Raw genomic sequence first — 18,655 nt, 5'->3', positions numbered from 1 at the left:
TCCGCCGAAGCGGCGCTCGGTCAGGGCCACGGCCTGTTCCCAGTCAGCCGCGGGGGGCACATCCAAGTGTTCACGCGAACTGGGTCTTGTTCTTTGCCTCGAGGTCGTCCTTCAAGGTTCGTGCCGCGAGCGTGTAGTGAACGACCGACCAAGCGGCGAAGGTCACGACTGTCGTCAGCAGCGCGTAGCGCAGAGATTCGACGCCGAGCGAGGGGTGGAGCAGGTCGCTCAGTAGCCCGACCGCTTGCGGCCCGAAGCCGAGCCCGATGAGGTTGATGATGAACAGGAGGATCGCTGATGCGAGGGCACGCATCTCCGGGCGCACCAAAGTCTGCGTCATTGCGAAAGTAGGTCCCAGGTACATTCCACCGAGGAGCGCTCCAGGAAGCGCCATCCCGAGCGCTGCGTGTGGTGTCGGCCATAGATAGAGGAGGAAGGCGAACGGGAGATAGACGGCAGTCGAGATCGCGGGCAGCCACATGTACCAACGAACATCGCGCTCAGCGATGCGATCGCTCAGATAGCCACCGAGATAAACGCCGATGACCCCACCGGTAAAACCAATCCCCGCCAGCCACGTACCAATTTCTCCCGTAGAAAGTTCATGGGACCTTACGAAGAATGCGGGATTGAAGGCGCCGGCGCCGTAGCCATAGAACGCGTGGAGCGCCGCACCCATTGACATGTGCCGGAAGGAGGCGAGGGACATCATGAAGCGCAGGCCATCCCCGAGGGAGGGCGCGAGCGGAGTGTCCGTCGAAGCCGGTGCGTCGTACGCGCCGCGGATGGGCTCTCGCAGGGTTAGCTGGACCACGCCTGCGAGGATCACTCCAGGCAGTCCGACGATCACGAAGGCGGTTCGCCAATCGAACCACTCTGCGAGCCATCCGCCGGCGAGGTATCCAATGCCGCTGCCAATCGGAATCCCGAGCGCGTAGGTTCCTAGCGCTGTCGCACGCTGCTTTTCGGGGAAGTAGTCCGAGAGAAGAGAGTGCGCTGGCGGGCTGCAGCCCGCTTCTCCGACCCCGACTCCGATGCGCGCCGCCAGGAGCATCCCGAAGCTCTGCGCGAACCCCGTAAACGCGGTCATGCCGCTCCAGGTGAGTACGGCGAGCGAGATGATCGAACGCCGGACGCCGCGGTCGGCCCATCGTGCGATCGGGATCCCCAAGAATGTGTAGAAGAGCGCGAACGCGAGGCCGGACAGAAAGCCGAGCTGCGTGTCGCTTAGAGAGAACTCGGCCTTGATGGGCTCGAGTAGGATCGACAGGATCGTGCGGTCGACGAAGTTGAAGACGTACACGACGACCAGCAGCACCAAGACGAATCTCTTGTACCCAGGCGAGAGATCCCGGGGGTCGACGGTCGCTGGTGTTGGGGGAGATGACACCCGCGGGAATCTGTCAGGATTTCATCGACGACGCGAGTGCGCCGCGCGAGCCGGGGCACGCTTGATTCGTTTGACGGTGTAGCCAGCTGCTTCCTCCCAGTGCTACAAGCCGTTTCAGGGAGGTTCGTGGTAATTGTCGGCTGTCTCGGTTGAGGCGGAGCTTTGCGAGTCGGTTCGGCTACTCGCGCTCCCCGGAGAGGACGCTATGTCCGAGGTCGGAGCGCCCGGCAAGACGGCGGACCGAATGGCTCATAGGTTCGACGAAGCGTACACGCGCTGGGTGGCGGAACTTCAAGACCTACCGCCGGTCGCGTTGTTTGAAACGCTTCAGCGTATCGACGGCGCGTTACTCGAACTCGCCCGGCCCGAGCATCGAGAGTTGTGGACCGACACAGAGCTGTGCGGGCACGCCGCTTGGCAGGGTGTTCGAGTGCTCGCCGCCGACGCCTTCGCACGCCTTGAAGGCGTATTGTGAAGGCAGAGCCAGAGGTCGCTCGCGGCGCCTATTAAGAGGTTCGATCAGCTCTGGGAGCCATCTGGCGTCGTCGTCGGCGCTTCAGATCCTGTTCTCCGCGATCGTTCGCTCGAAGGGGTCGTGAGTCGACCTCTCCGTGCGGGTCCGCTTCATACGGGTTGACCGCATCCAACGACCGCGCGAGTGTAGCCCCATCATGGATCTTACGATTCTGCACGATGGAGAGATGTGGACGGGGCCGGTCGTGGCTGATGGCGATGACGTCCGACTCTCGGGCGACGCGCTGGAGCAGGCGCTCGGCTTCCGAATCGAGCCAGAAGGGCTTTGCCGCGGAGCCGTCTGTATCCCCACTGCGGCGCATCAGGGCCTGGTCGCGGCGCAGGGAGTAGGACTCGCCGAGCTGGCGTCGGTATTGGGACAGCCGCTCGCGTGGGACCGAGACGCAGGCGTTGCTTCGCTAGGCGAGTCACCTGACGACCAGCGGGCGCGACTCGAGAGTCTCGCGGCGCCTGATTTCGAACTTACCGACCTCGAAGGAAAGCGGCGGCGCCTCACCGAGTTCCGCGGTAAGAAAGTACTCTTGCACGCTTTCGCCTCTTGGTGAGGATGCCGCGAAGAACTGCCAGGCTGGCAGTCACTCCATGACGAACTCGGTCCCGACTTCACGGTACTGGGGGTGGTACTCGATACATCGGCGGACGCGATTCGGCCGTACGTCGAGAAATCGGGTGCGAGCTTTCCGATTCTGGTCGACCCGGAGCATCACGTCGGTCACCTCTTTGGAATCATCAACATCCCGACGGTCGTCTGGATCGACGAGACTGGAACGATCGTTCGGCCGCCGCGGATCGAGTACGGGACGAATCTCTGGCAGGAACTGACCGGCGCGGACTGCGCGCCGCACATGGACGCTTTGCGGGCGTGGGTACGCACGGGCGAGGTTGGCATGACCAGCGAAGAGGCTTGTGCCGGTCAGGTGCCCCCGACATTTGATGAGCAACTCGCGCGCGCAGAGTTCGCCTTGGCATGGCATCTACATTCGCGAGGAGACCAGCGCGCCGCCGAGCCGCACTTCGCTCGCGCCGAGGAGTTGGCACCGCACGATTGGACCATCCGCCGTGGATCGATGCCGATTCGTGGCGAGGATCCAATGGGAGAGCGCTTCTTCGAGCTCTATCAGGAGCATCAGGCCGCGGGACGGCCGAGCTATCCGGAATTTGCCGCAGCCCGCCGAAAGGACTGAGAGCTCGAGAATGCGCCCGGGGCATTCTTGGCTTCAGAGTGAAGGGCTCATGAAGAAGGTTCCAGGAGCGTTCGTGGCTCTGTAGGTTGGTAGGCCTGCGTGATGACGCCGAGTTCCGAGGAAGCAGAGGCGCGGCCGCGCAGCCGGCTCGTGGCTCGGGTGGGCGGCCTCTTGCTGGTCCTGTCGATGGCGTTGTGGCTTGCGTTGCTCATCCTTGCGGTTCTCTCCATCGACGGGGCCAACAAACTCGCGATTGGTGGGGGACTCGTCGTTGCTGCGGGAGTCGCGTTCTGGGCAGGAACTGCCCTAGCGGGGCCCGAAGCTGGTGGAGGCGAAGTGACCGAGCGCCCAAGGCCGATTGAGGACGGACGAAACGAGTTTCGTCCGTCGGAGGATGCCCAATGCAAGACGAAGTCTGTCTCATCACTGGAGTCGGGCCAGGCACGGGAAGCGCCCTGGCAAGAAGGTTTTCGGAAACCTACCGCGTTGCGATGGTCGCTCGGAGTGCAGAGCGGCTCGCGGAACTCGAGCAAGAACTGCCCGGAGCGAAGGCCTTTCCCTGTGACGTCACCGACAAGGGAGCGCTCGAAGACACCGTTGCGTCGATTCGCGAGGTCATGGGCAAGCCGAGTCTCCTGGTCCACAACGCAGTGGGGGGTGCTTTCGGAGATGTCCTGAAGATCGATCCGGAGCGATTCGAGCTCAACTTCCAGATCAACGCCATGTCTCTACTTCACCTGATCCAGGCGCTCGGCCCCGACATGGTCGAGGCTGGCCACGGCGCGATCTTGGCGACGGGGAACACCTCCGCTTACCGCGGACGTTCGAATTTCGCCGGGTTCGCGCCGACCAAGGCCGCACAACGAATACTCCTGGAGTCCGCGGCGCGGCACCTCGGTCCGAAGGGGGTGCATGTTTCGTACGTAGCGATCGATGCGGTCATCGATCTCTCGTGGACGCGGCAGGCGTTCCCGGATCGCCCCGACGAGTTCTTCTGCAAGCCGAAGGACATTGCGCAGGAGTGCTACCGGATCGCGCACCAGGCTCGCTCGGCTTGGTCCTTCGATGTCGTGATCCGCCCCTACGGCGAAAACTGGTGACGGTCGAGAGTCAACTGGCAGGCCGGTCGGAGCAAGTGTAGATTTCAGGCGTGGAAACCACAAAGCTCGTCTATTCTCGCGAGGAGCTCATGTGCTCGCACGACTACGCGAAGCCCCAAGTCGTGGCCGGGCGCAAGCTCCACGGCGGCTTTTTGGCCGATGGAACCTACGTCCCTCCGCGGGCGCTCTTCCGGGAACCCGCCGTAGAGGCGTGGGCCAACGCCCTGATGGCCCGTGGCGGGGGCCTATTGGAGGCTGACTCGTCCCTTCTTGCCGGCATTCGGTTTCCGAGTGTTCCGCAGCAAAAGCTCTTGCTCCAACGAGGCCTCGGCCAGACGTTCTGGAACAGCTTGACCATCACCGGGATGATCGAGGCTCGCGGGAGAATCCTTGCGGATCTCACTTTTCCGAACTTCCAGAAGATCACGGACATCGACTTGTCGGATTGGGCTCTCGGACACCTGCCTGTGCTTCTGGTGGCGCACGGTTTGGACGAAGGCGGCGAACCTGATCGCGGCGTCGGCGGCCACGACGAGATGTGGTTTGCGCTCCGGGACCTCGCGTTCGGCGCCAGCGATCTCCCGATGCCGATCGTCCCCGAGAACATCGGTCGTGAGGATTCCGGCCGAGTTTTCCCGGCGTTGGCCGAGGCCTACGAGCGTACCATCAGCTTCCTGCTAAACCTGCTCATGATCGAGTTTCGGGCCGAGCGCGGCTTCGCCTTGTCTGAGCAACTTCTGCGCGATCCCGAGCTCTTCGTGGACCGCCGTCGGGAAGCCTCGGAAGCCGCTGAAGTCGTCGATCGGATTCGCACCGATGAGCTCATCCACGTCACGTCCCTGCGGCTGTACCTCGGAGAGCTTCGTTCCTTGGTTTTGAAATGCCAGGACGGGTCGACCCTTGCCGGCGCGGAGGTCATCGACACGCTGTGGCAGCAGATCGTGCATTGGGCGACGGTCGAGCAGCCGCCGCTGTTTGCGGCGCAGCAGAAGGAGCTCCTCACTGCCCGAATTCTCGAGCATCCCGACGGCGAGGTCATTCTGGAGCAGTTTCACGCGCTGGCAGAAGCGGCTTGACCGGAACCTGGACTGGAGTGACGCGATGACAAGAAGCTTCCTGGTAACTTCCGCCGCCTTCGTGGGGTTGTTTCTCGTGACGTGGGTTGTCGGCCCCCTCGCTGTCACCGCCGCAGACCCACCCGCGGGTCAGGAGATCCTCCAGGAGATCCGAAAGGGCGCGACTGCCTTCGAGGCAGAGTACGTCGGTAGTTTCTCCCGCCGCAACGTGAAGGCCACCGTGAGAGATACGGACAGTGGCGAGGTGAAATCCATCAAGGACACGGTCGTCGACGTCTGGGCGTATCACGGCGAGCACCCGATCCGGGAGATCCGTGAGTGCCGGGTCGACGGGAAGGCCGTCGATCTCGAGGAGTGTGTGGAGAAGCCGCAGGTCGAGCCCTCCCATCGGTTCTTCGCCGAGGACGCAGCCGAGCACTATCGTCTGGAGTATGAAGGCGTGGTTCCTTGGAAGGGCCAGCCGAGCCATCACGTCCGACTCGTTCCGCTCGAGGAGACGACCCGGCACTTGAAGGGCGACGTGTACTTCGACGAAGAGACGAAGCGGCTCGTGGGGATGGACGTAACCCTTGCCGCCTATCCTTTTGGGGTCTCCGCGCTCTCCATCGACATGGATTTCATCGCCAGCGACGGAGCCCCCGTACTCAATCGGGGAAGAAGCGAGGTGGAGGTCTACGTCCCTCTGTTGGCGAACGACCGCATCGTGACGGAATTCACGGCGAGCAGCCAGCGCCTGCTTCGCGAACGGGAGCCGCGAGGTGATTAGAGCCCAGCGCCACGTGGTCCTCCGTCGCGTCGTGTCGTAACGCATCCAGGGACGGCAGGATCGTGATGGACAGTCGCTAGATCCTCAGATCTTCGAGAGGATCCTGTCGTTCAGATCGTCCAGCCCCTTGCTCAGCGAGTCCATGTCGAAGCCCATGGGCGCGATTCCGATTCGAGCCACGCCCAGATCCTGACATCGTTTCACGTAGTCGAGGTCGGCAAACCCCGCGCCGACGGAGAGCTCGACTTCGGCCGGGTCGCGGCCGAGTCGAGTGCATTCGGCCGTGATGACGCCTTTCAGGTGTTCGACCTGGGCGAGGTCCTGCATGGCAGGGAAGAAGCCATCCCCGTACCGAGCTGCCCGCTTGGCTGAGATGTCGGTATGTCCTCCGACGACGATGGGCACGCCGCCCGCTTGCACGGGCTTCGGGTTCGACTCGATCGCAGGCCAACGGAAGAATTTGCCGTCGTACGCGTGCGCACCGTCCTTCCAAAGCGTGCGGATCGCGTCGACACACTCTCGAGTGCGCGAGGCGCGATCTTCGAAGGGGACGCCAAGAGCGGCAAACTCCTCGGCGAGCCACCCAATCCCGATGCCGAGCATGAACCGTCCACTCGATAGCTGATCGAGTGTGGCCGCTTCTTTGGCCACGTAGATCGGATGCCGCTGAGGAAGGATCAAGATGCCGGTTCCGAACTTGATCTTCTTCGTCACCGCGGCTGCGAACGCCAGAGGCAACATGGGGTCGGGGATCGGCGAGTTCTCGGGGCCCGGCATCTTTCCGTCCGGACTGTACGGATACGTCGATTCGTATCCGACGGGGACGGCGACATGCTCGACCGTCCAGAGGGATTCGATTCCGGCGGCCTCGGCAGCCTGCGAGAACGAGGTGAGCATCTCCGGCTGCCCGAAGGGCCCGACGTTGGCGAACATCAATCCGAACTTCATGACCGCGTCCTAGCACCAAGTGTCCGCTACCTCGATCCGGCGGGCTGGATTAGCCAGAGCCAAGGGGTGATGTCGGTTCTGTCCGCGCAGCAGATCGAGCAGTTTCACGACCGGGGGTTCGTGCTGCTGGAGCGGGGTTTCGGGGAGCCCCTGGCCGCCGAGCAGAGAGAGTCGATCTGGCGAGAGCTCTGCGACGGCTACGGCCTCGATTGCCTCCTCGGGAGTTGGGAGGCGCTGGGCCGGAACACTGGGGAAGCGTGCTGTTCACCTTCCCGAACGCCGACACATGCAATGTCCTGCGGAAGACCTGGCGCTGGGACAACCCGATCACGCCTCATCGCGAAGGCTGCGCTGCTGTTTGGATGTTCTCCTTCTTGGCGCCGATGCGACCCGGTGGGGGTGTGACGGTCATCGTGGAGGGGACGCACCGCGAATGATGCGGAGCAAGTTGATCCTCAAGGAAGGATTCGACTGGGGTTACCTCGCCGGCCACGTCGACTGACGTCCCGAGGAAGCAGCAGGAACCTTCTAGGAGAAAGGGATCTCCTAGGTGCAGCTACTTGGGAAGGACCCATACGTTGCGGTACGTGACCGGATCCCAGTGGTCCTGGAGGTGAATCGGGCCAGGCGTGTCGGCTTCTCCTGCGCCGCCGCCGGTCGGGCCGGGTATCTCCGTGTCGTCCTGGATCACGACGCCGTTGTGCCGCACGGTGACGCGCGCCGGGGCGGTTTTGTTGCCCTCGGCATCCCACCGGGCTGCGGTGAAATCGATGTCGTACGTCTGCCAGCGCAGAGGCGGGAACGACATGTTCACGGCTGGCGGGCTCACCTGGTAGATTCCGCCGCAGTCGTTGTCCTTCTCAGGGAGACCGAACGAGTCGAGGACTTGCACCTCGTATCGGTCCTGCAGGTAGACGCCGCTGTTGCCGCGGAACTGGCCATCGCCGTCGGGCGTGAAGGGTGTGCGGAACTCCAGATGAAGCTTGAAGTCGCGAAAGCTCCTTCTGCTTTCTGCCCCCGCGAGTAGGAGCCCCTGGTTGTTCATCGTGCCGTCGACGTCCTCGGTCCCGCTGCCGTCAAACACGACGCGCGCGCCAGGCGGCGGAGGTTGGCGAAGGGTTGGGCTCTCACGTTCTATCTTGATCAGAGCGAGCGCTTCTCCATCCGGTCCGGTGCCGACGAGCGAATCGTTCTCGAGGGCAAGAGTCGCGCCGCCGGTGAGATCGAGCCGGCCGTCTTCCCGTTCGCCCTCAAGGGCGATGCGGGGACTACGGTCCCATCCGGCTCCCGGGAGGCCACCGCGATACAAGACCGCCTCGAAGTCGCCGTGTCCTCGGGCGACGACTTGTGCTCCGAACGGCGGGTTCTCGCTCACGTACTCGCCCTGAACCGCGTAGTCGGGCCCGGCGGTTGCAGGGTCGACGTGGCTCTTCGACGTGAGGAGTAGACTGCACCCGCTCGCGACCAAGGTCACTGCACATCCAACCGCGACTCTCGTAGTTCGGCGGGTATCTACTCTCGGAATCCACAGCATGGGCCTCCCCTTTTGGCTGTACCTACAGGGAGGCGAGCATCGATTCCAGACAGGCCCGCAGTCGCGGACAAGTCGGATGGATGTTCTCGTGCCTACTCGGGCAGGTACTCCTGGAACATCTCCCCGAGTTCATTCTTCGCTCGGGGAGGCACCTTGTAGTACGTCCGCACCACTACCGAACCGTCCTCCTCGAATCGGTAGGTCTCGATGCTGCGCCCCACCACTTCTTTTCCGTCGACGGTCAGGTGGTTCTCGAGGAGCCACGCGACCTCGTTGCCGTTGATGAACAGGCAACCGTCCGCGATCTTGAAGCGAACGCGTTGCTGGAACAGATCCCACGGCTCGAGGGCGCAGGCGGCGAAGCCCACCTTTTGGGGTGTTCCGACTGGGTCGAGCATTCGGAACTTTCCCGGCGCGACGCTCCGCCAGTTTTCCACCCAGGCGTCTTTGTCGCCGGCGTTCCAGAGTTCGACGTAGCGTCTTGCCCAGGTCTTGAGTTGATCGAAAGTTGGTGTCGGCATCGTTGGCTCCCGATTCGGTACTGCGTCCGTATCGTCATCGTGATCATTTCCGTCGCCGGAAGACCAGGGATTACTCGCTCGCTGGATGAGAAGGTTCCGGGTGCGTTTTCAATGGAGGTAGTCGCGGTCGATGGTGCGGGCCGTGAGGGCGAAGATCACTGCCCCGACCCCGCAAGTCGACAGCACCCCGAGCAGCGACCAGCGGATCGCCATCTCGCCGTACTGCGCCGCGAGCACATCATTCGCGTATCCCACCGCGAGCGGCCCCAGGCCTTGGCCCAGCAGGGTGATGGCCAGAATGATCAGTGATGCCGCCGTCGCCCGCATATGGGGTGGGGCGATGTTCTGGCCCATCGAGAACGCGATCGGGGCCCAGGCGCCTCCGACCAGCCCGGACGGAATCATGAAGTAGATCGCCTCGCGCCCGTCCGGCCACAGCAGGGTGAGGCCGAGGAACGGCAGCATCATCAGGATCGAGAGTGCGCCCGCGAATGGGTACCAGCGCAGGTCCCGCCGCCCGAGTGCATCCGTGATGCGCGCGCAGACGACCAGGCCCACCATCCCGGCTACGTTGCTAATGATGCCGAACCGCAGCCCGATCTCGAGTCGGCTCATACCATGCACCCGTTCGAGGAATGCCGGCATCCAGAACCCGAACCCGGTGCCGGCGAACGACGCGATGCCGGCGCCGAGCGCCACCCCCCAGAAAGTGGGTTTCCGCGCGAGCGTTCGTGCCACCTCGAAAAACCCCACGCGTTCCACCACCGCCGGAGCGTCCGGGTCCAGAGCCCCCCGTTCCGGTTCACGCACGGTGAGCCGCAGGACGATCGCAACGAGAATCCCGGGAAGGCCGACCGCGACGAGCGTCGACCGCCAACCGATCGCGTCGACGAGAAATCCACCGATGAGCAGCCCCAGCATGCTTCCCAGCGGCACGCCGCCCTGGAACACCGACAGTGCCGTCGCGCGCCGCTCGGGTGGGAAGTAGTCGGAGAGGAGCGAGTGAGCCGGCGCCGCCCCGGCTGCTTCGCCCACTCCGACTAGGACACGGGTGACCGCGAGTTGGAACGCACTACGTGCCAAACCCGAGGCCGCTGTGAACAAGCTCCACACGACCAGCCCTGCGGCGATGATCGACCGACGAGAGTGGACATCCGCCAGTCGCGCGACGGGGACGCCACACAGAGTGTAGAACAACGCGAACGCGGGGCCGATCAGGAACCCGATCATCGTATCGGAGACGCCGAGGTCCTCCTTGATCGGTCCGATCATCTGCGTGAGCACGTACCGGTCGAGGTAGTTGAAGACGTACATCACCAGCAGAACGCCGAGGACGTAGTTGCGGTAGGCGGGCGACGTCTGGAGTTGCGGGGTGTCGGACATGGCGCTTGAGCCGCACCCAATCCCATTTGGGGCGCGGAGGGAATGATCCACGCAGCGGGCTGGGCCTTTCCATCCGAAGCGGATCGTGGCTAGGGTTGACCCGTGTTCAGCCTGGCGATTTTTGGAGCGAGTTCCGTCGACGGTGCAGACCTCGACCCCTGCGAGCCGGTGACGGCCTTAGCGTTGTTCGGGGGCGGGGAGATCGATTTCTCCGCGGGCCCGGTGGCGCCCGCGCTCGACATCACCGCCATCGCGATTTTCGGCGGTTTCACGGTCAAGGTCCATCCACGGCAGGTCGTGCGGCTGAGCGGCATTAGCCTCTTCGGCGGAAAGACGATCGAGCCCCGGCAGCTCGCCGACGCGGACTCGCGCCTTGGTGACCGGGGCGACGATGAGGAGGACAACGTGACCGACCTGTTCGAGGAGCCGCTCGAGATCCGGGTCTTCACGATGTTCGGCGGCCTTGCCGTGAAACGCTGGGTCCTCGGCCAAGACGACGAAGCCTGACCCTTTCACCGGATTCGGACCGGAGAAGTAGAGGCACGGTTCCCAGCGGAACGGCTCAGCGTCGCGTCTCGAGGAACTCCCGGGCCCGGGTGTTCTGGGCGTTCACCAGGGCGGCGCATTGCCGGACCGATTCGAGCGCGCCCAGGGGGTGGCATCGATCCAGTGCATCATCGCTCGAGTACGGCTGTTCCTGAAGCGCGTCGAACACCCGGGCCCCGCCGTCTTGCGCTGCGGCCCGGTCTTCGAGTCGGACTACGTCTCTGCGCTAGAAGGCTCCTCCCCGCCGACCCGACGCCGCATGACGACCGTCCAGAGCGCGACGGGCAGGAGCGACAGCACCGCGTACGTCCCCGGGAACACGATTAGCTCAGGGCGGGCGAGGAGTGAGACGATGATCATCGTCGCGAGTGCACCATTCTGCAGGCCGACCTCGATCGAGATCGTAAAGGCGTCCGTCCCGTCCAGCCGTGACGCGCGAGCGAGAAGGTATGCGATCACCAGCATGGCCGAGACGAGAAGGAGAGCGGCCCCGGCCGACGCCTGGAAGTGTTGGAACACCGTGTCCCACTCGCTGCCCACGATGAGGAAGAGTGCCGCGCCCATCAGAACGGCCATCGTCTGACGCAGAGGCCCGCGAACGCGCTCGGTTAAGTCGGGCCATCGCGCTCGGATCCCCATGCCGATCCCCAGGGGAAGGAGCGTCACGACGAAGAGCTGGACCACCGTGCGCCCGACCGGCAGTCGAATCGTCTCGGTGCCGTCGATTCCCGCCCCGAACGTGTCGATCGCGAGATTGATCCAGAACGGAATAGTGAGGAAGCAGAGCACGCTCGAGAACGACGTCAGCGTGACCGAGAGCGCGATGTTTGCTCGGCCGAGGTAGCTGAAGACGTTGGAGGTCGCGCCGCCGGGGCAAGCCGCGATGATCATGATGCCGATCGCGACTTCCGGCGAGAGGCCCGGCGCGTGCGCGAATGCGAGCGCTGCGACGGGCAGAATGATCATCTGCCCGAGAAGGCCGACGAGAGTGGCGCGCGGGAATTCCACGACCCGTCGGAAGTCGCGGGTCGTGAGCTCCATCCCCATGCAGATCATGATCACCAGGAGGATCACGGGCACCGCCAGCACGTACCAGTCGGTGACGAAGGTGGTGATCGTATTCATCAGAACCGAAACATCAGGCCCAGGTTCAACTGCGTGCGCCCGTGTCCGCGAAAGTCACCGCTACGTCGAAGAAGAGAAAGTGGTTCTCGTAGCGCAGCGGGATGGCACCACCGGCTCCGCAGAGCGAGCCTTCGAATTCGCTCCTGACGGAGCTGTCAATCTGGAATGGCCTCGCGACGATCAGTGTCGTACTCTCTATTTTGGAGTAGCCCGCCAATCCGTAGACGGACAAGAACGGGAGCACGAACACGTCCGCGCGCAGAAAGAGATCGAGGGTCTTCTGGGGGGACGTCGGGACCCGCAGGTCCTCCCCGAACGATTGGCGGCCGATCGTGATGTTGTCCACCAAGACGTCCTGCTCGAATGCGCTCGTGACGAAGGATAGCCCGAAGGGCGGGAACAGGCCGCGTTCGCGGAACTCGTTTCCGAAGAACGGGAGGTGCTTCTGCCAGGCATCACTCCGACTCGCCCCCTCCAGATCCTGGTGGAATTTCTGGATCGGCCCCTCTGCGAGTGCCGGCGGAGCGAACGCCAGAAGGAGCGCGCCGGCGATGATCGGAAGGAGAGTCTTCAAATGCGTGCCTTACGGCATCTGCAGGAGCTCGATCAGAAGAGCATCCCCTTCGCGCTCGAGGTATGAGAATGCGATCTCCGGCGAGAGTTTCTTGTACCAGATCGCCCGGTAGCCCACGGTTCCGAGCTTTGCGATCCAGCTTTCGACGTCGTCGACCCGGTAGCGCAGGTGGTGCATGCCTTCGCGTCCCGTGTCGATGAACTCCCGGTGTGGGCTCTCGCCGTCTTGCCACTCGATGAATTCGATCTCGAGATCGCCCGAGCGGCCGAAGAGGATGGCTAGTTTCACATCGGCGATCCGCCCGCGGTACTCGGCCTCCTGAACGGATCCGTCGATCTCGGTGAACGGGCCGAACAGGGCCTCGTACCGCTCTCGGGCCTCCGCAAGAGATTTTACGACGAAGCCGACCTGGTCGACCGGGGGCAGGCCGAGGCTTGCGACGCCGTCTGATGCAGAAACAGTGGACATGGGCTCCTCCGAGGTCGAAAACTGGGCTGCTCTGGCACGCTAACGCGTCGGAAACGGGCAGGGCAAGTGTCGTAGGACTTGCACGGACCGAATCGAAAAAGAGAAGATGAGCAATGGCCACCGACGAGAAAGACCTCCGCATCAACCCAGGCGACATCATGGGTTGGCCGATTCTCAAGATCGACTACCTGGCCGACCCGGCTCGGATTGCCGCGCTCCTCCCCCCGGGCATCGACCCGGGTAAAGAGCCGACCGTCCACCTGTCGATCTATTGCTACCCGGTTCCCGACGAGCCGGAGTTCGGCATCGTGATCGCTGTCGACGCCGACTATCGCGGGACGCCCGGCGTCTACACGCTGGGCTACGGCATCGATCAGGAAGCCGCGATCTACATCAGCAAGGACATGAACGGGCAGCCGAAGTTCCCGTGCGACATCGACTACTATCGCATGGGCGACAACGTGACCGCGCGGTGCTCGCATCAGGGCTACACGTTCGTCGAGTTCAGCGGGAAGACGGGCGAGGTCGTAGACCTCCCTGCCTCGCACGAGGAGAACGAGTGGTGGGTCAAGGTCTCGCGCGCCGTGGGTGGCGCCGAGAAGGCGTATGATCTCCCTCCGCGAGTCGTGATGGTGAAGACCACGTACCAGCCGGTGCGCCGCGAGAACGTCCAGGGCAAATTGAATCTGATCCAAAGCCCGTGGGACCCGATCGCGACCCTGCTCCCGATGAAGGGTGACGCGTCCGCGTACCTATGGACGGCGATGCCGACGGCGCGCGACATCACGCAAGAAGGCGCGCTCGATCCAGACGGCTTCTGGCCCTTCGTCGATACGATCGGAAGTTCTCGCTGGCCCGGAACGATGGGCGGTCCCCGCCGCGAGCTCTGAGCCCTCGCGCGGAATCACGGACCGCCGAGAATCGGCTTGGGGTCGGGGGTGCCTTGGGTGGTTCGTCGGGATCGCGGCGCCGCGCAGGGGGGCGCTTCGGCTCGGCGGGGTGCACGGAGCCCGCACTCTCGACCCCGAACGCCGCAAGGGACACTTCGATGTCTGATGGAGGAGCTCCTCGCGCACTGCGAGTCGCGGTTTGAAACGCTCGTCCGCTGGGACACAGGTTTCTACATGGTGCGTGGGCCGCTCGCGGCCGAGGGGCAAAACCTTCATGGTCCCACCGCCTGCTCGGCACTAGACGCCATAGCGTTCGTCAAAGAATCGCTCCCAGGATCGGGCGGGTGCCCTCAAGGGACCGGCGGAGTTCGCCGATCCGTTCCATGAGGCCGACGGGATTTTCGGCCCGGAACCACAGGAGCGTCATGATCAAGGTATTGCTCATCGAGGACAGCGAGACGGATGCCTCGCAGATTGAGGATCTCTTGCGCGGAGTCGAGCGCGAGAGCTTCGAGGTTACATGCGTCGATAGCGTCGGCGCGGGTGTCGAGCAGTTCGCACAGGAGTCGTTCGACGCAGTGCTCCTAGAATACCACCTCGCGGGCGGCCATGACGTGCCGGAGCTCGCGAATCTGAAGGACCTCGCGCCGATGCTGCCCGTGGTCCTGCTCTGCACGCGAGAGGAGCGCGATCTCGCGAGTCTTGTCATCGGTGAAGGCGCGGAGGACTACGTCGAAGAGAATCACCGCTCCGGTGAACTCCTTGCGCGCTCGGTCCTTTGGGCGATCGAGCGCGTCGATGCTGCGGCACGGCTTGCCTTCCTTTCGCGCAACGATCCTCTCACGGGCCTCGTCAACCGCGCCGTGTTTCGGGACCGCGTCCTACAGACGCTCGCGCGCAGCGATCGCAACCAGACGTCGGGCGCTCTGCTGCTGGTGGATCTCGATTCGTTCAAGGCCGTCAACGACGCGTATGGCAACGACACGGGAGATATTCTCCTTCAGCACGTCGCGACGCAGCTGCGGAATTCGGTCCGCCCGTACGATGTGGTCGCCCGGTTGGGCGGAGACGACTTTGGTATTCTGCTCGAAGACGTGGTGGATGCTCAGGAGGCCGGGGTGGTCTCCGCTCGCCTGCTCGACGCCATCGCGACGCCGCTGATCGTCGCCGACCGAGAGATCGTGAGTACCGTGAGCATCGGGGCTGCGCTCTTCCCGTCGGACGGCACGGAACTCGGAGCTCTGTTGCGAAGCGCCGGTTTCGCACTGGATCGCGCCAAGAGACAGGGCGGTGCCGCAGTTTCCTTCTACATGGACGTGTTCGGACCCGGCCACGGCCAGAGGATGACGGCGGCGTCCTGACCGTCCTGACCGTCCTGAAGTGACTGGTGCGGTGAACTAGCGCGTGAGCCAAGTGCGGAGGGTTTGCGCGACCTCGGGATCGTGCAGCAGGCCGAGGTGGGCCCGGCCGTAGACGATCCGCACATGCTCGGCTGGGAACCGGAGCGTCTTCTCCGGGTCGGCGTGTCGGCCGAGCCCGCTCTCTGGGTGCACGAGCCCATCACCGAGGAGTCTATCGGCTGGCTGACTCTTCTCCTCAGACAACGTGCCGGCGATCGCGTAATGGGCGATGCCCTCGGCCAGCGGTGACGGGCGCCGATGGTCCGCGTTGTCCTCGTGCGGGTCATGATGATGCCAGTCCTCGGCGCGGATGTTCCCGTGCCGTAGGTCGGTGATGCCGTCGCTGCGAATCCGGCCCAGCGCCGCGAGCGGCGCGGTGTAGGGACTGAAGCCGGCGACGCGCTGAAGATGGAAGCCGCCGCGTTCGAGAGCGGCACCGTGATGCGGTGTGCCGACGTACACGGCCTTGTCGACGTGCGAGACCCAGGCGTTCTTCTCTTCTTCTCCGACCTGGAGGGCCGCGCGCGTGACGAGTCCGCCCATGCTGAATCCGAGGAGCGTGATGGATTCGATCTCGGTTGGCCAAGTGTCCAAAAGCTCTGCGAGCGCCGAGGAGAGTGCGCGCCCGTTTGCGGATACGTGTCGTCCCGAGTTGTAGCGAAGGTAGACGGGTGTGTAGCCGAATCGCTCGGCGAGCATCTGGCCGTGATCGTGGCCCTCCCAGGTCCAGTGCCGGTCGTTCATGCACAGGCCGTGCGCGAGGACGAGGACGCGGCTCGATGGTTGGAAGGGCGAGCCGGGTTCTACGGCGGCGCGCAGGTCCACCGGCTCCGCATCTTTTTCGTGGAAGGTGCGGAACTGGAGGGGAATCGCGAGAGGGTTCTCGGTCCGTTCGAGGTGATCGCCGCACACGCCGTTCAGCAAGGCTGCGACCGCCTCCCGCTGCGGGCCGGGAGGAAAGAACCCGTCCAAGTGGCTCGACAGGGGGGCGAGGGCGAGCTCGGAGATCTCGCGGACGCCGCCGTTCACACGCCGGATGATTTCGTGAACGAGACCGGCGATGCCGCGGGCCGGTCCCTCGGGTTCCGCGCCGAACGGGAGCGGTGCCGCGGAGATGTTGCGGTACATCCCTTCGACGATGTGTGTGACCTGTTCGACGGCATCGAAAGCCAAATGGGTTGCCCCGCGGATCGTCTGTCCGGTCTGCATGATGGGGCCTAGTCTAGCACAGCGGTGGTGAACGGGGGCAAATGTGGCTCTCTCCGGAAGTTAAACGAGGGTCGACGCGGCCGCGGTCGGCTCGCAAAAAGCGCTTTCAGATCAGCTGACTTTCTGAGCGGACGGGCCTGGCCTGGGCGTTGCGAAGAGCAGTGCTCCATGACGACTCCGACGCGCGGCTTCTCGCCCGGTGAGCTTCCCGTCACGTCTTCCACTCCTGCGCACGCGATGCGCGACGGCCGCACCCGAACCGGGACCGTCGCGGGGAGGGCTCTCGGCTTCCTTTCGGCCGGAACCGGTGTGATGCGAGCCCTCGTCACGCTACAATAGGCTGGCCGCGGATTCCGGGGCATGGGGGAGTCGAAGCATGCAGGCCTATGACCTGGTGATCGTCGGTGGTGGTGTGGGGGGGACGGCCCTCGGAGGCGTGCTCGCGCGCGCCGGTCTCGAAGTCTTGATCGTGGAGCGCGAGACCGAGTTCGTCGATCGGGTCCGCGGCGAGTGGATCGCCCCGTGGGGAGTGGCCGAGGTGAAGCGCGTGGGCCTCTACGATCGGTTCGTGGCTGCGGGGGGCCATCACCTCGCGCGGCACATTGCCTTCGACGAGATGGTGCCTCCCGAGATGGCGGCCGAAAACCCGCTGCCGATCGGAGCGCTCGTGCCCGGCATTCCGGGACCACTCTGCCTCGAACATGTCACGCTGCAAAACGAGGCACTAGAACAGGCGGTCGAAGCGGGCGCCGAGTTTCTGCGGGGAGTGACGGCGGTCCAGGTCACGGCTGGCGAGCAGCCACGCGTCCGTTTCACCCACGAGAGTGAGGATCGCGAAGTCTCGTGCCGCCTCATCGTCGGCGCGGACGGGAGGTCCTCGACGGTACGTCGGCAACTCGGACTCGAATTGGTGGAAGATCCGGTCGATCATCTGATCGCCGGCCTGTTGATCGACGGCGCGAACGGCTGGCCCGATGATTTGCAGGCGGGTGGCAAGGTCGGCGACATCAACTATCTCATCTTCCCCCAGGGCGGTGGCAAGATCCGGCTCTACGCAGACTACGACGCGGCCGAGCGCGGACGCTTCGGAGGAGAGGGTGGAGCCGAGCGGATGCTCGCGGCGTTCGACATGCCGTGCGTGCCCCTCAGCGGTGCGATCGCGGGGGCGCACCCGATCGGCCCGTGTCGCTCGTATCCGAGCAGCGACTCGTGGCTCGAGGGCCCGCCGTACGTGCCGGGCGCGGTGCTCATGGGAGACGCCGCCGGTTACAACGACCCGATCAACGGTCAGGGTGTCTCGGTCACGATGCGCGATGCGAGGATTCTCGGGGAACTTCTGCTCGAGGATCACGACTGGCGCTCTGAGGTTTTCGCACCGTACGCGGAGGAGCGTCGCGAACGGATGCGTCGACTGCGGGCTGCTGCGCTGTTCGCAACGGCCTTGAACGCTCGTTTCGGGCTCGAGGATCTGGAACGACGGCGGTGCGCGATCGAGCGCATCCGCGACGACCCGTTGTGCATGATGCCTCTGATCTCGGTGATGGTGGGGCCGGAAGCCGTGGAGGCGAAATACTTCGAGGACTCGTTTCGGGAGAGTGTGTTCGCGGTCCCGACGTAGCGGACTCGGAGACGTTTACGCGGGCGTCAGTGCGTCGAGGCGCGTCCCTTCGGCGAGCGATTCGCGCTGTTCGCGGGCCCCTTCCAGGCGGACACAGAGCCCGGCGTCGTCGGCACGGCGAACGTCGATCTTCGAGAGCCGAGCAGCGCGGCCGTAGAGGATGAACACGTCTCCCGGGAGGACACTGGTGTTTTCACTCGGCGCGCCGAAGTATTGCCCGTTCGACCGCTGTACTCCGAGGACGAGGATGCCTCCGAGCGGCAAGTTCCACGACGCCTTACTCGCCCGAGAGGTGCAGAAGATTTTGCGTAGTCATGAACTTCGATCTCGGTGAAACGACGTAATGCGCGTGCGGTCAGACGGGAGAGCACGCGATCGAGGTCATGTCG

The 18,655-nt window shown here is 64.2% G+C and carries 23 protein-coding genes; 12 read left to right on the top strand and 11 right to left on the bottom strand.

Going from position 1 to position 18,655, the window contains the following annotated elements; translation table 11 throughout:
• Positions 1-70: 70 nt before the first annotated feature.
• Entirely contained in the window at positions 71-1,318 is a 1,248-nt protein-coding gene (locus P8R42_05735; GenBank protein ID MDG2304147.1) for an MFS transporter, read from the bottom strand.
• A gap of 277 nt (positions 1,319-1,595) precedes the next feature.
• On the opposite strand from P8R42_05735, the gene P8R42_05730 reads away from it, so the two are divergent.
• From P8R42_05730 to P8R42_05705, 6 genes are all read left to right on the top strand, one after another.
• Positions 1,596-1,865, top strand: a complete 270-nt coding sequence (locus tag P8R42_05730; protein MDG2304146.1) for a hypothetical protein — start codon at positions 1,596-1,598, stop codon at positions 1,863-1,865.
• Positions 1,866-2,061: 196 nt separating this feature from the next.
• Positions 2,062-2,469 carry a hypothetical protein gene (locus P8R42_05725; protein ID MDG2304145.1) on the top strand — a complete coding sequence of 136 codons (408 nt, stop codon included), beginning with the start codon at positions 2,062-2,064 and terminating at the stop codon, positions 2,467-2,469.
• 15 nt (positions 2,470-2,484) lie between these two features.
• Positions 2,485-3,108 (top strand): TlpA disulfide reductase family protein, encoded by a 624-nt coding sequence (locus tag P8R42_05720; protein ID MDG2304144.1) that lies wholly within the window; start codon positions 2,485-2,487, stop codon positions 3,106-3,108.
• Positions 3,109-3,509: 401 nt separating this feature from the next.
• Positions 3,510-4,208 carry an SDR family NAD(P)-dependent oxidoreductase gene (locus P8R42_05715; protein MDG2304143.1) on the top strand — a complete coding sequence of 233 codons (699 nt, stop codon included), beginning with the start codon at positions 3,510-3,512 and terminating at the stop codon, positions 4,206-4,208.
• Positions 4,209-4,258: 50 nt separating this feature from the next.
• Positions 4,259-5,284 (top strand): hypothetical protein, encoded by a 1,026-nt coding sequence (locus P8R42_05710; protein MDG2304142.1) that lies wholly within the window; start codon positions 4,259-4,261, stop codon positions 5,282-5,284.
• Positions 5,285-5,309: 25 nt separating this feature from the next.
• Positions 5,310-6,050 carry a hypothetical protein gene (locus P8R42_05705; GenBank protein MDG2304141.1) on the top strand — a complete coding sequence of 247 codons (741 nt, stop codon included), beginning with the start codon at positions 5,310-5,312 and terminating at the stop codon, positions 6,048-6,050.
• 84 nt (positions 6,051-6,134) lie between these two features.
• On the opposite strand, the gene P8R42_05700 is transcribed toward P8R42_05705, so the two are convergent.
• On the bottom strand, positions 6,135-6,998 hold the full coding sequence (locus tag P8R42_05700; protein MDG2304140.1) for an LLM class F420-dependent oxidoreductase: 864 nt from the start codon (positions 6,996-6,998) through the stop codon (positions 6,135-6,137).
• Positions 6,999-7,255: 257 nt separating this feature from the next.
• Here P8R42_05700 and P8R42_05695 point away from each other — a divergent pair, with 257 nt between their 5' ends.
• Positions 7,256-7,435, top strand: a complete 180-nt coding sequence (locus P8R42_05695; GenBank protein MDG2304139.1) for a hypothetical protein — start codon at positions 7,256-7,258, stop codon at positions 7,433-7,435.
• 119 nt (positions 7,436-7,554) lie between these two features.
• Here the strand turns inward: P8R42_05695 and P8R42_05690 are convergent, their stop codons facing one another.
• From P8R42_05690 to P8R42_05680, 3 genes are all read right to left on the bottom strand, one after another.
• On the bottom strand, positions 7,555-8,472 hold the full coding sequence (locus tag P8R42_05690; protein MDG2304138.1) for a DUF1080 domain-containing protein: 918 nt from the start codon (positions 8,470-8,472) through the stop codon (positions 7,555-7,557).
• 152 nt (positions 8,473-8,624) lie between these two features.
• Entirely contained in the window at positions 8,625-9,053 is a 429-nt protein-coding gene (locus P8R42_05685) for a hypothetical protein (protein MDG2304137.1), read from the bottom strand.
• Positions 9,054-9,161: 108 nt separating this feature from the next.
• The gene (locus P8R42_05680) at positions 9,162-10,436 is read right to left on the bottom strand and encodes an MFS transporter (protein MDG2304136.1); all 1,275 of its coding nucleotides are present in this window, start codon (positions 10,434-10,436) and stop codon (positions 9,162-9,164) included.
• A gap of 102 nt (positions 10,437-10,538) precedes the next feature.
• Here P8R42_05680 and P8R42_05675 point away from each other — a divergent pair, with 102 nt between their 5' ends.
• The gene (locus P8R42_05675) at positions 10,539-10,943 is read left to right on the top strand and encodes a hypothetical protein (protein MDG2304135.1); all 405 of its coding nucleotides are present in this window, start codon (positions 10,539-10,541) and stop codon (positions 10,941-10,943) included.
• A gap of 55 nt (positions 10,944-10,998) precedes the next feature.
• On the opposite strand, the gene P8R42_05670 is transcribed toward P8R42_05675, so the two are convergent.
• From P8R42_05670 to P8R42_05655, 4 genes are read right to left on the bottom strand one after another with little or no spacing between them, the layout of a single operon-like run.
• Positions 10,999-11,151: a hypothetical protein gene (locus P8R42_05670; protein MDG2304134.1), complete on the bottom strand. Its 153-nt coding sequence runs from the start codon at positions 11,149-11,151 to the stop codon at positions 10,999-11,001.
• A 44-nt stretch (positions 11,152-11,195) separates the two neighbouring features.
• Positions 11,196-12,107, bottom strand: coding sequence for a bile acid:sodium symporter family protein (locus P8R42_05665; GenBank protein ID MDG2304133.1), 912 nt, complete (start codon positions 12,105-12,107; stop codon positions 11,196-11,198).
• Positions 12,108-12,132: 25 nt separating this feature from the next.
• Positions 12,133-12,681, bottom strand: a complete 549-nt coding sequence (locus P8R42_05660) for a hypothetical protein (protein ID MDG2304132.1) — start codon at positions 12,679-12,681, stop codon at positions 12,133-12,135.
• A gap of 9 nt (positions 12,682-12,690) precedes the next feature.
• Positions 12,691-13,149, bottom strand: coding sequence for a VOC family protein (locus P8R42_05655; protein ID MDG2304131.1), 459 nt, complete (start codon positions 13,147-13,149; stop codon positions 12,691-12,693).
• 113 nt (positions 13,150-13,262) lie between these two features.
• On the opposite strand from P8R42_05655, the gene P8R42_05650 reads away from it, so the two are divergent.
• The gene (locus P8R42_05650; protein MDG2304130.1) at positions 13,263-14,039 is read left to right on the top strand and encodes an acetoacetate decarboxylase family protein; all 777 of its coding nucleotides are present in this window, start codon (positions 13,263-13,265) and stop codon (positions 14,037-14,039) included.
• A 425-nt stretch (positions 14,040-14,464) separates the two neighbouring features.
• Positions 14,465-15,400: a GGDEF domain-containing response regulator gene (locus P8R42_05645; GenBank protein MDG2304129.1), complete on the top strand. Its 936-nt coding sequence runs from the start codon at positions 14,465-14,467 to the stop codon at positions 15,398-15,400.
• 36 nt (positions 15,401-15,436) lie between these two features.
• On the opposite strand, the gene P8R42_05640 is transcribed toward P8R42_05645, so the two are convergent.
• Positions 15,437-16,648 carry an alpha/beta hydrolase gene (locus P8R42_05640; protein MDG2304128.1) on the bottom strand — a complete coding sequence of 404 codons (1,212 nt, stop codon included), beginning with the start codon at positions 16,646-16,648 and terminating at the stop codon, positions 15,437-15,439.
• Positions 16,649-16,816: 168 nt separating this feature from the next.
• Between P8R42_05640 and P8R42_05635 the strand changes: the two genes are divergently transcribed.
• A complete protein-coding gene (locus P8R42_05635; protein MDG2304127.1) occupies positions 16,817-16,987 on the top strand; it encodes a hypothetical protein in 171 nt (56 codons plus the stop codon).
• Positions 16,988-17,024: 37 nt separating this feature from the next.
• Positions 17,025-18,266, top strand: coding sequence for an FAD-dependent monooxygenase (locus P8R42_05630; GenBank protein ID MDG2304126.1), 1,242 nt, complete (start codon positions 17,025-17,027; stop codon positions 18,264-18,266).
• Between the two features lie 15 nt (positions 18,267-18,281).
• Here the strand turns inward: P8R42_05630 and P8R42_05625 are convergent, their stop codons facing one another.
• Complete coding sequence (locus P8R42_05625) at positions 18,282-18,530, bottom strand: hypothetical protein (protein MDG2304125.1); 249 nt, start codon at positions 18,528-18,530, stop codon at positions 18,282-18,284.
• Between the last annotated feature and the right edge of the window lie 125 nt (positions 18,531-18,655).

This window comes from Candidatus Binatia bacterium (assembly GCA_029243485.1).
Lineage (GTDB): Bacteria > Desulfobacterota > Binatia > UBA12015 > UBA12015 > VGTG01.
Note: the sequence above shows the minus strand (reverse complement) of the source record. Positions and strands in the feature narration are given on the sequence as shown.

Coding starts and splice junctions, on each gene's coding strand:
- P8R42_05730 (MDG2304146.1), top strand. CDS start 1,596: ATGTCCGAGGTCGGAGCGCCCGGCAAGACGGCGGACCGAATGGCTCAT.
- P8R42_05725 (MDG2304145.1), top strand. CDS start 2,062: ATGGATCTTACGATTCTGCACGATGGAGAGATGTGGACGGGGCCGGTC.
- P8R42_05715 (MDG2304143.1), top strand. CDS start 3,510: ATGCAAGACGAAGTCTGTCTCATCACTGGAGTCGGGCCAGGCACGGGA.
- P8R42_05705 (MDG2304141.1), top strand. CDS start 5,310: ATGACAAGAAGCTTCCTGGTAACTTCCGCCGCCTTCGTGGGGTTGTTT.
- P8R42_05700 (MDG2304140.1), bottom strand. CDS start 6,998: ATGAAGTTCGGATTGATGTTCGCCAACGTCGGGCCCTTCGGGCAGCCG.
- P8R42_05685 (MDG2304137.1), bottom strand. CDS start 9,053: ATGCCGACACCAACTTTCGATCAACTCAAGACCTGGGCAAGACGCTAC.
- P8R42_05680 (MDG2304136.1), bottom strand. CDS start 10,436: ATGTCCGACACCCCGCAACTCCAGACGTCGCCCGCCTACCGCAACTAC.
- P8R42_05665 (MDG2304133.1), bottom strand. CDS start 12,107: ATGAATACGATCACCACCTTCGTCACCGACTGGTACGTGCTGGCGGTG.
- P8R42_05655 (MDG2304131.1), bottom strand. CDS start 13,149: ATGTCCACTGTTTCTGCATCAGACGGCGTCGCAAGCCTCGGCCTGCCC.
- P8R42_05650 (MDG2304130.1), top strand. CDS start 13,263: ATGGCCACCGACGAGAAAGACCTCCGCATCAACCCAGGCGACATCATG.
- P8R42_05645 (MDG2304129.1), top strand. CDS start 14,465: ATGATCAAGGTATTGCTCATCGAGGACAGCGAGACGGATGCCTCGCAG.
- P8R42_05640 (MDG2304128.1), bottom strand. CDS start 16,648: ATGCAGACCGGACAGACGATCCGCGGGGCAACCCATTTGGCTTTCGAT.
- P8R42_05635 (MDG2304127.1), top strand. CDS start 16,817: ATGACGACTCCGACGCGCGGCTTCTCGCCCGGTGAGCTTCCCGTCACG.
- P8R42_05630 (MDG2304126.1), top strand. CDS start 17,025: ATGCAGGCCTATGACCTGGTGATCGTCGGTGGTGGTGTGGGGGGGACG.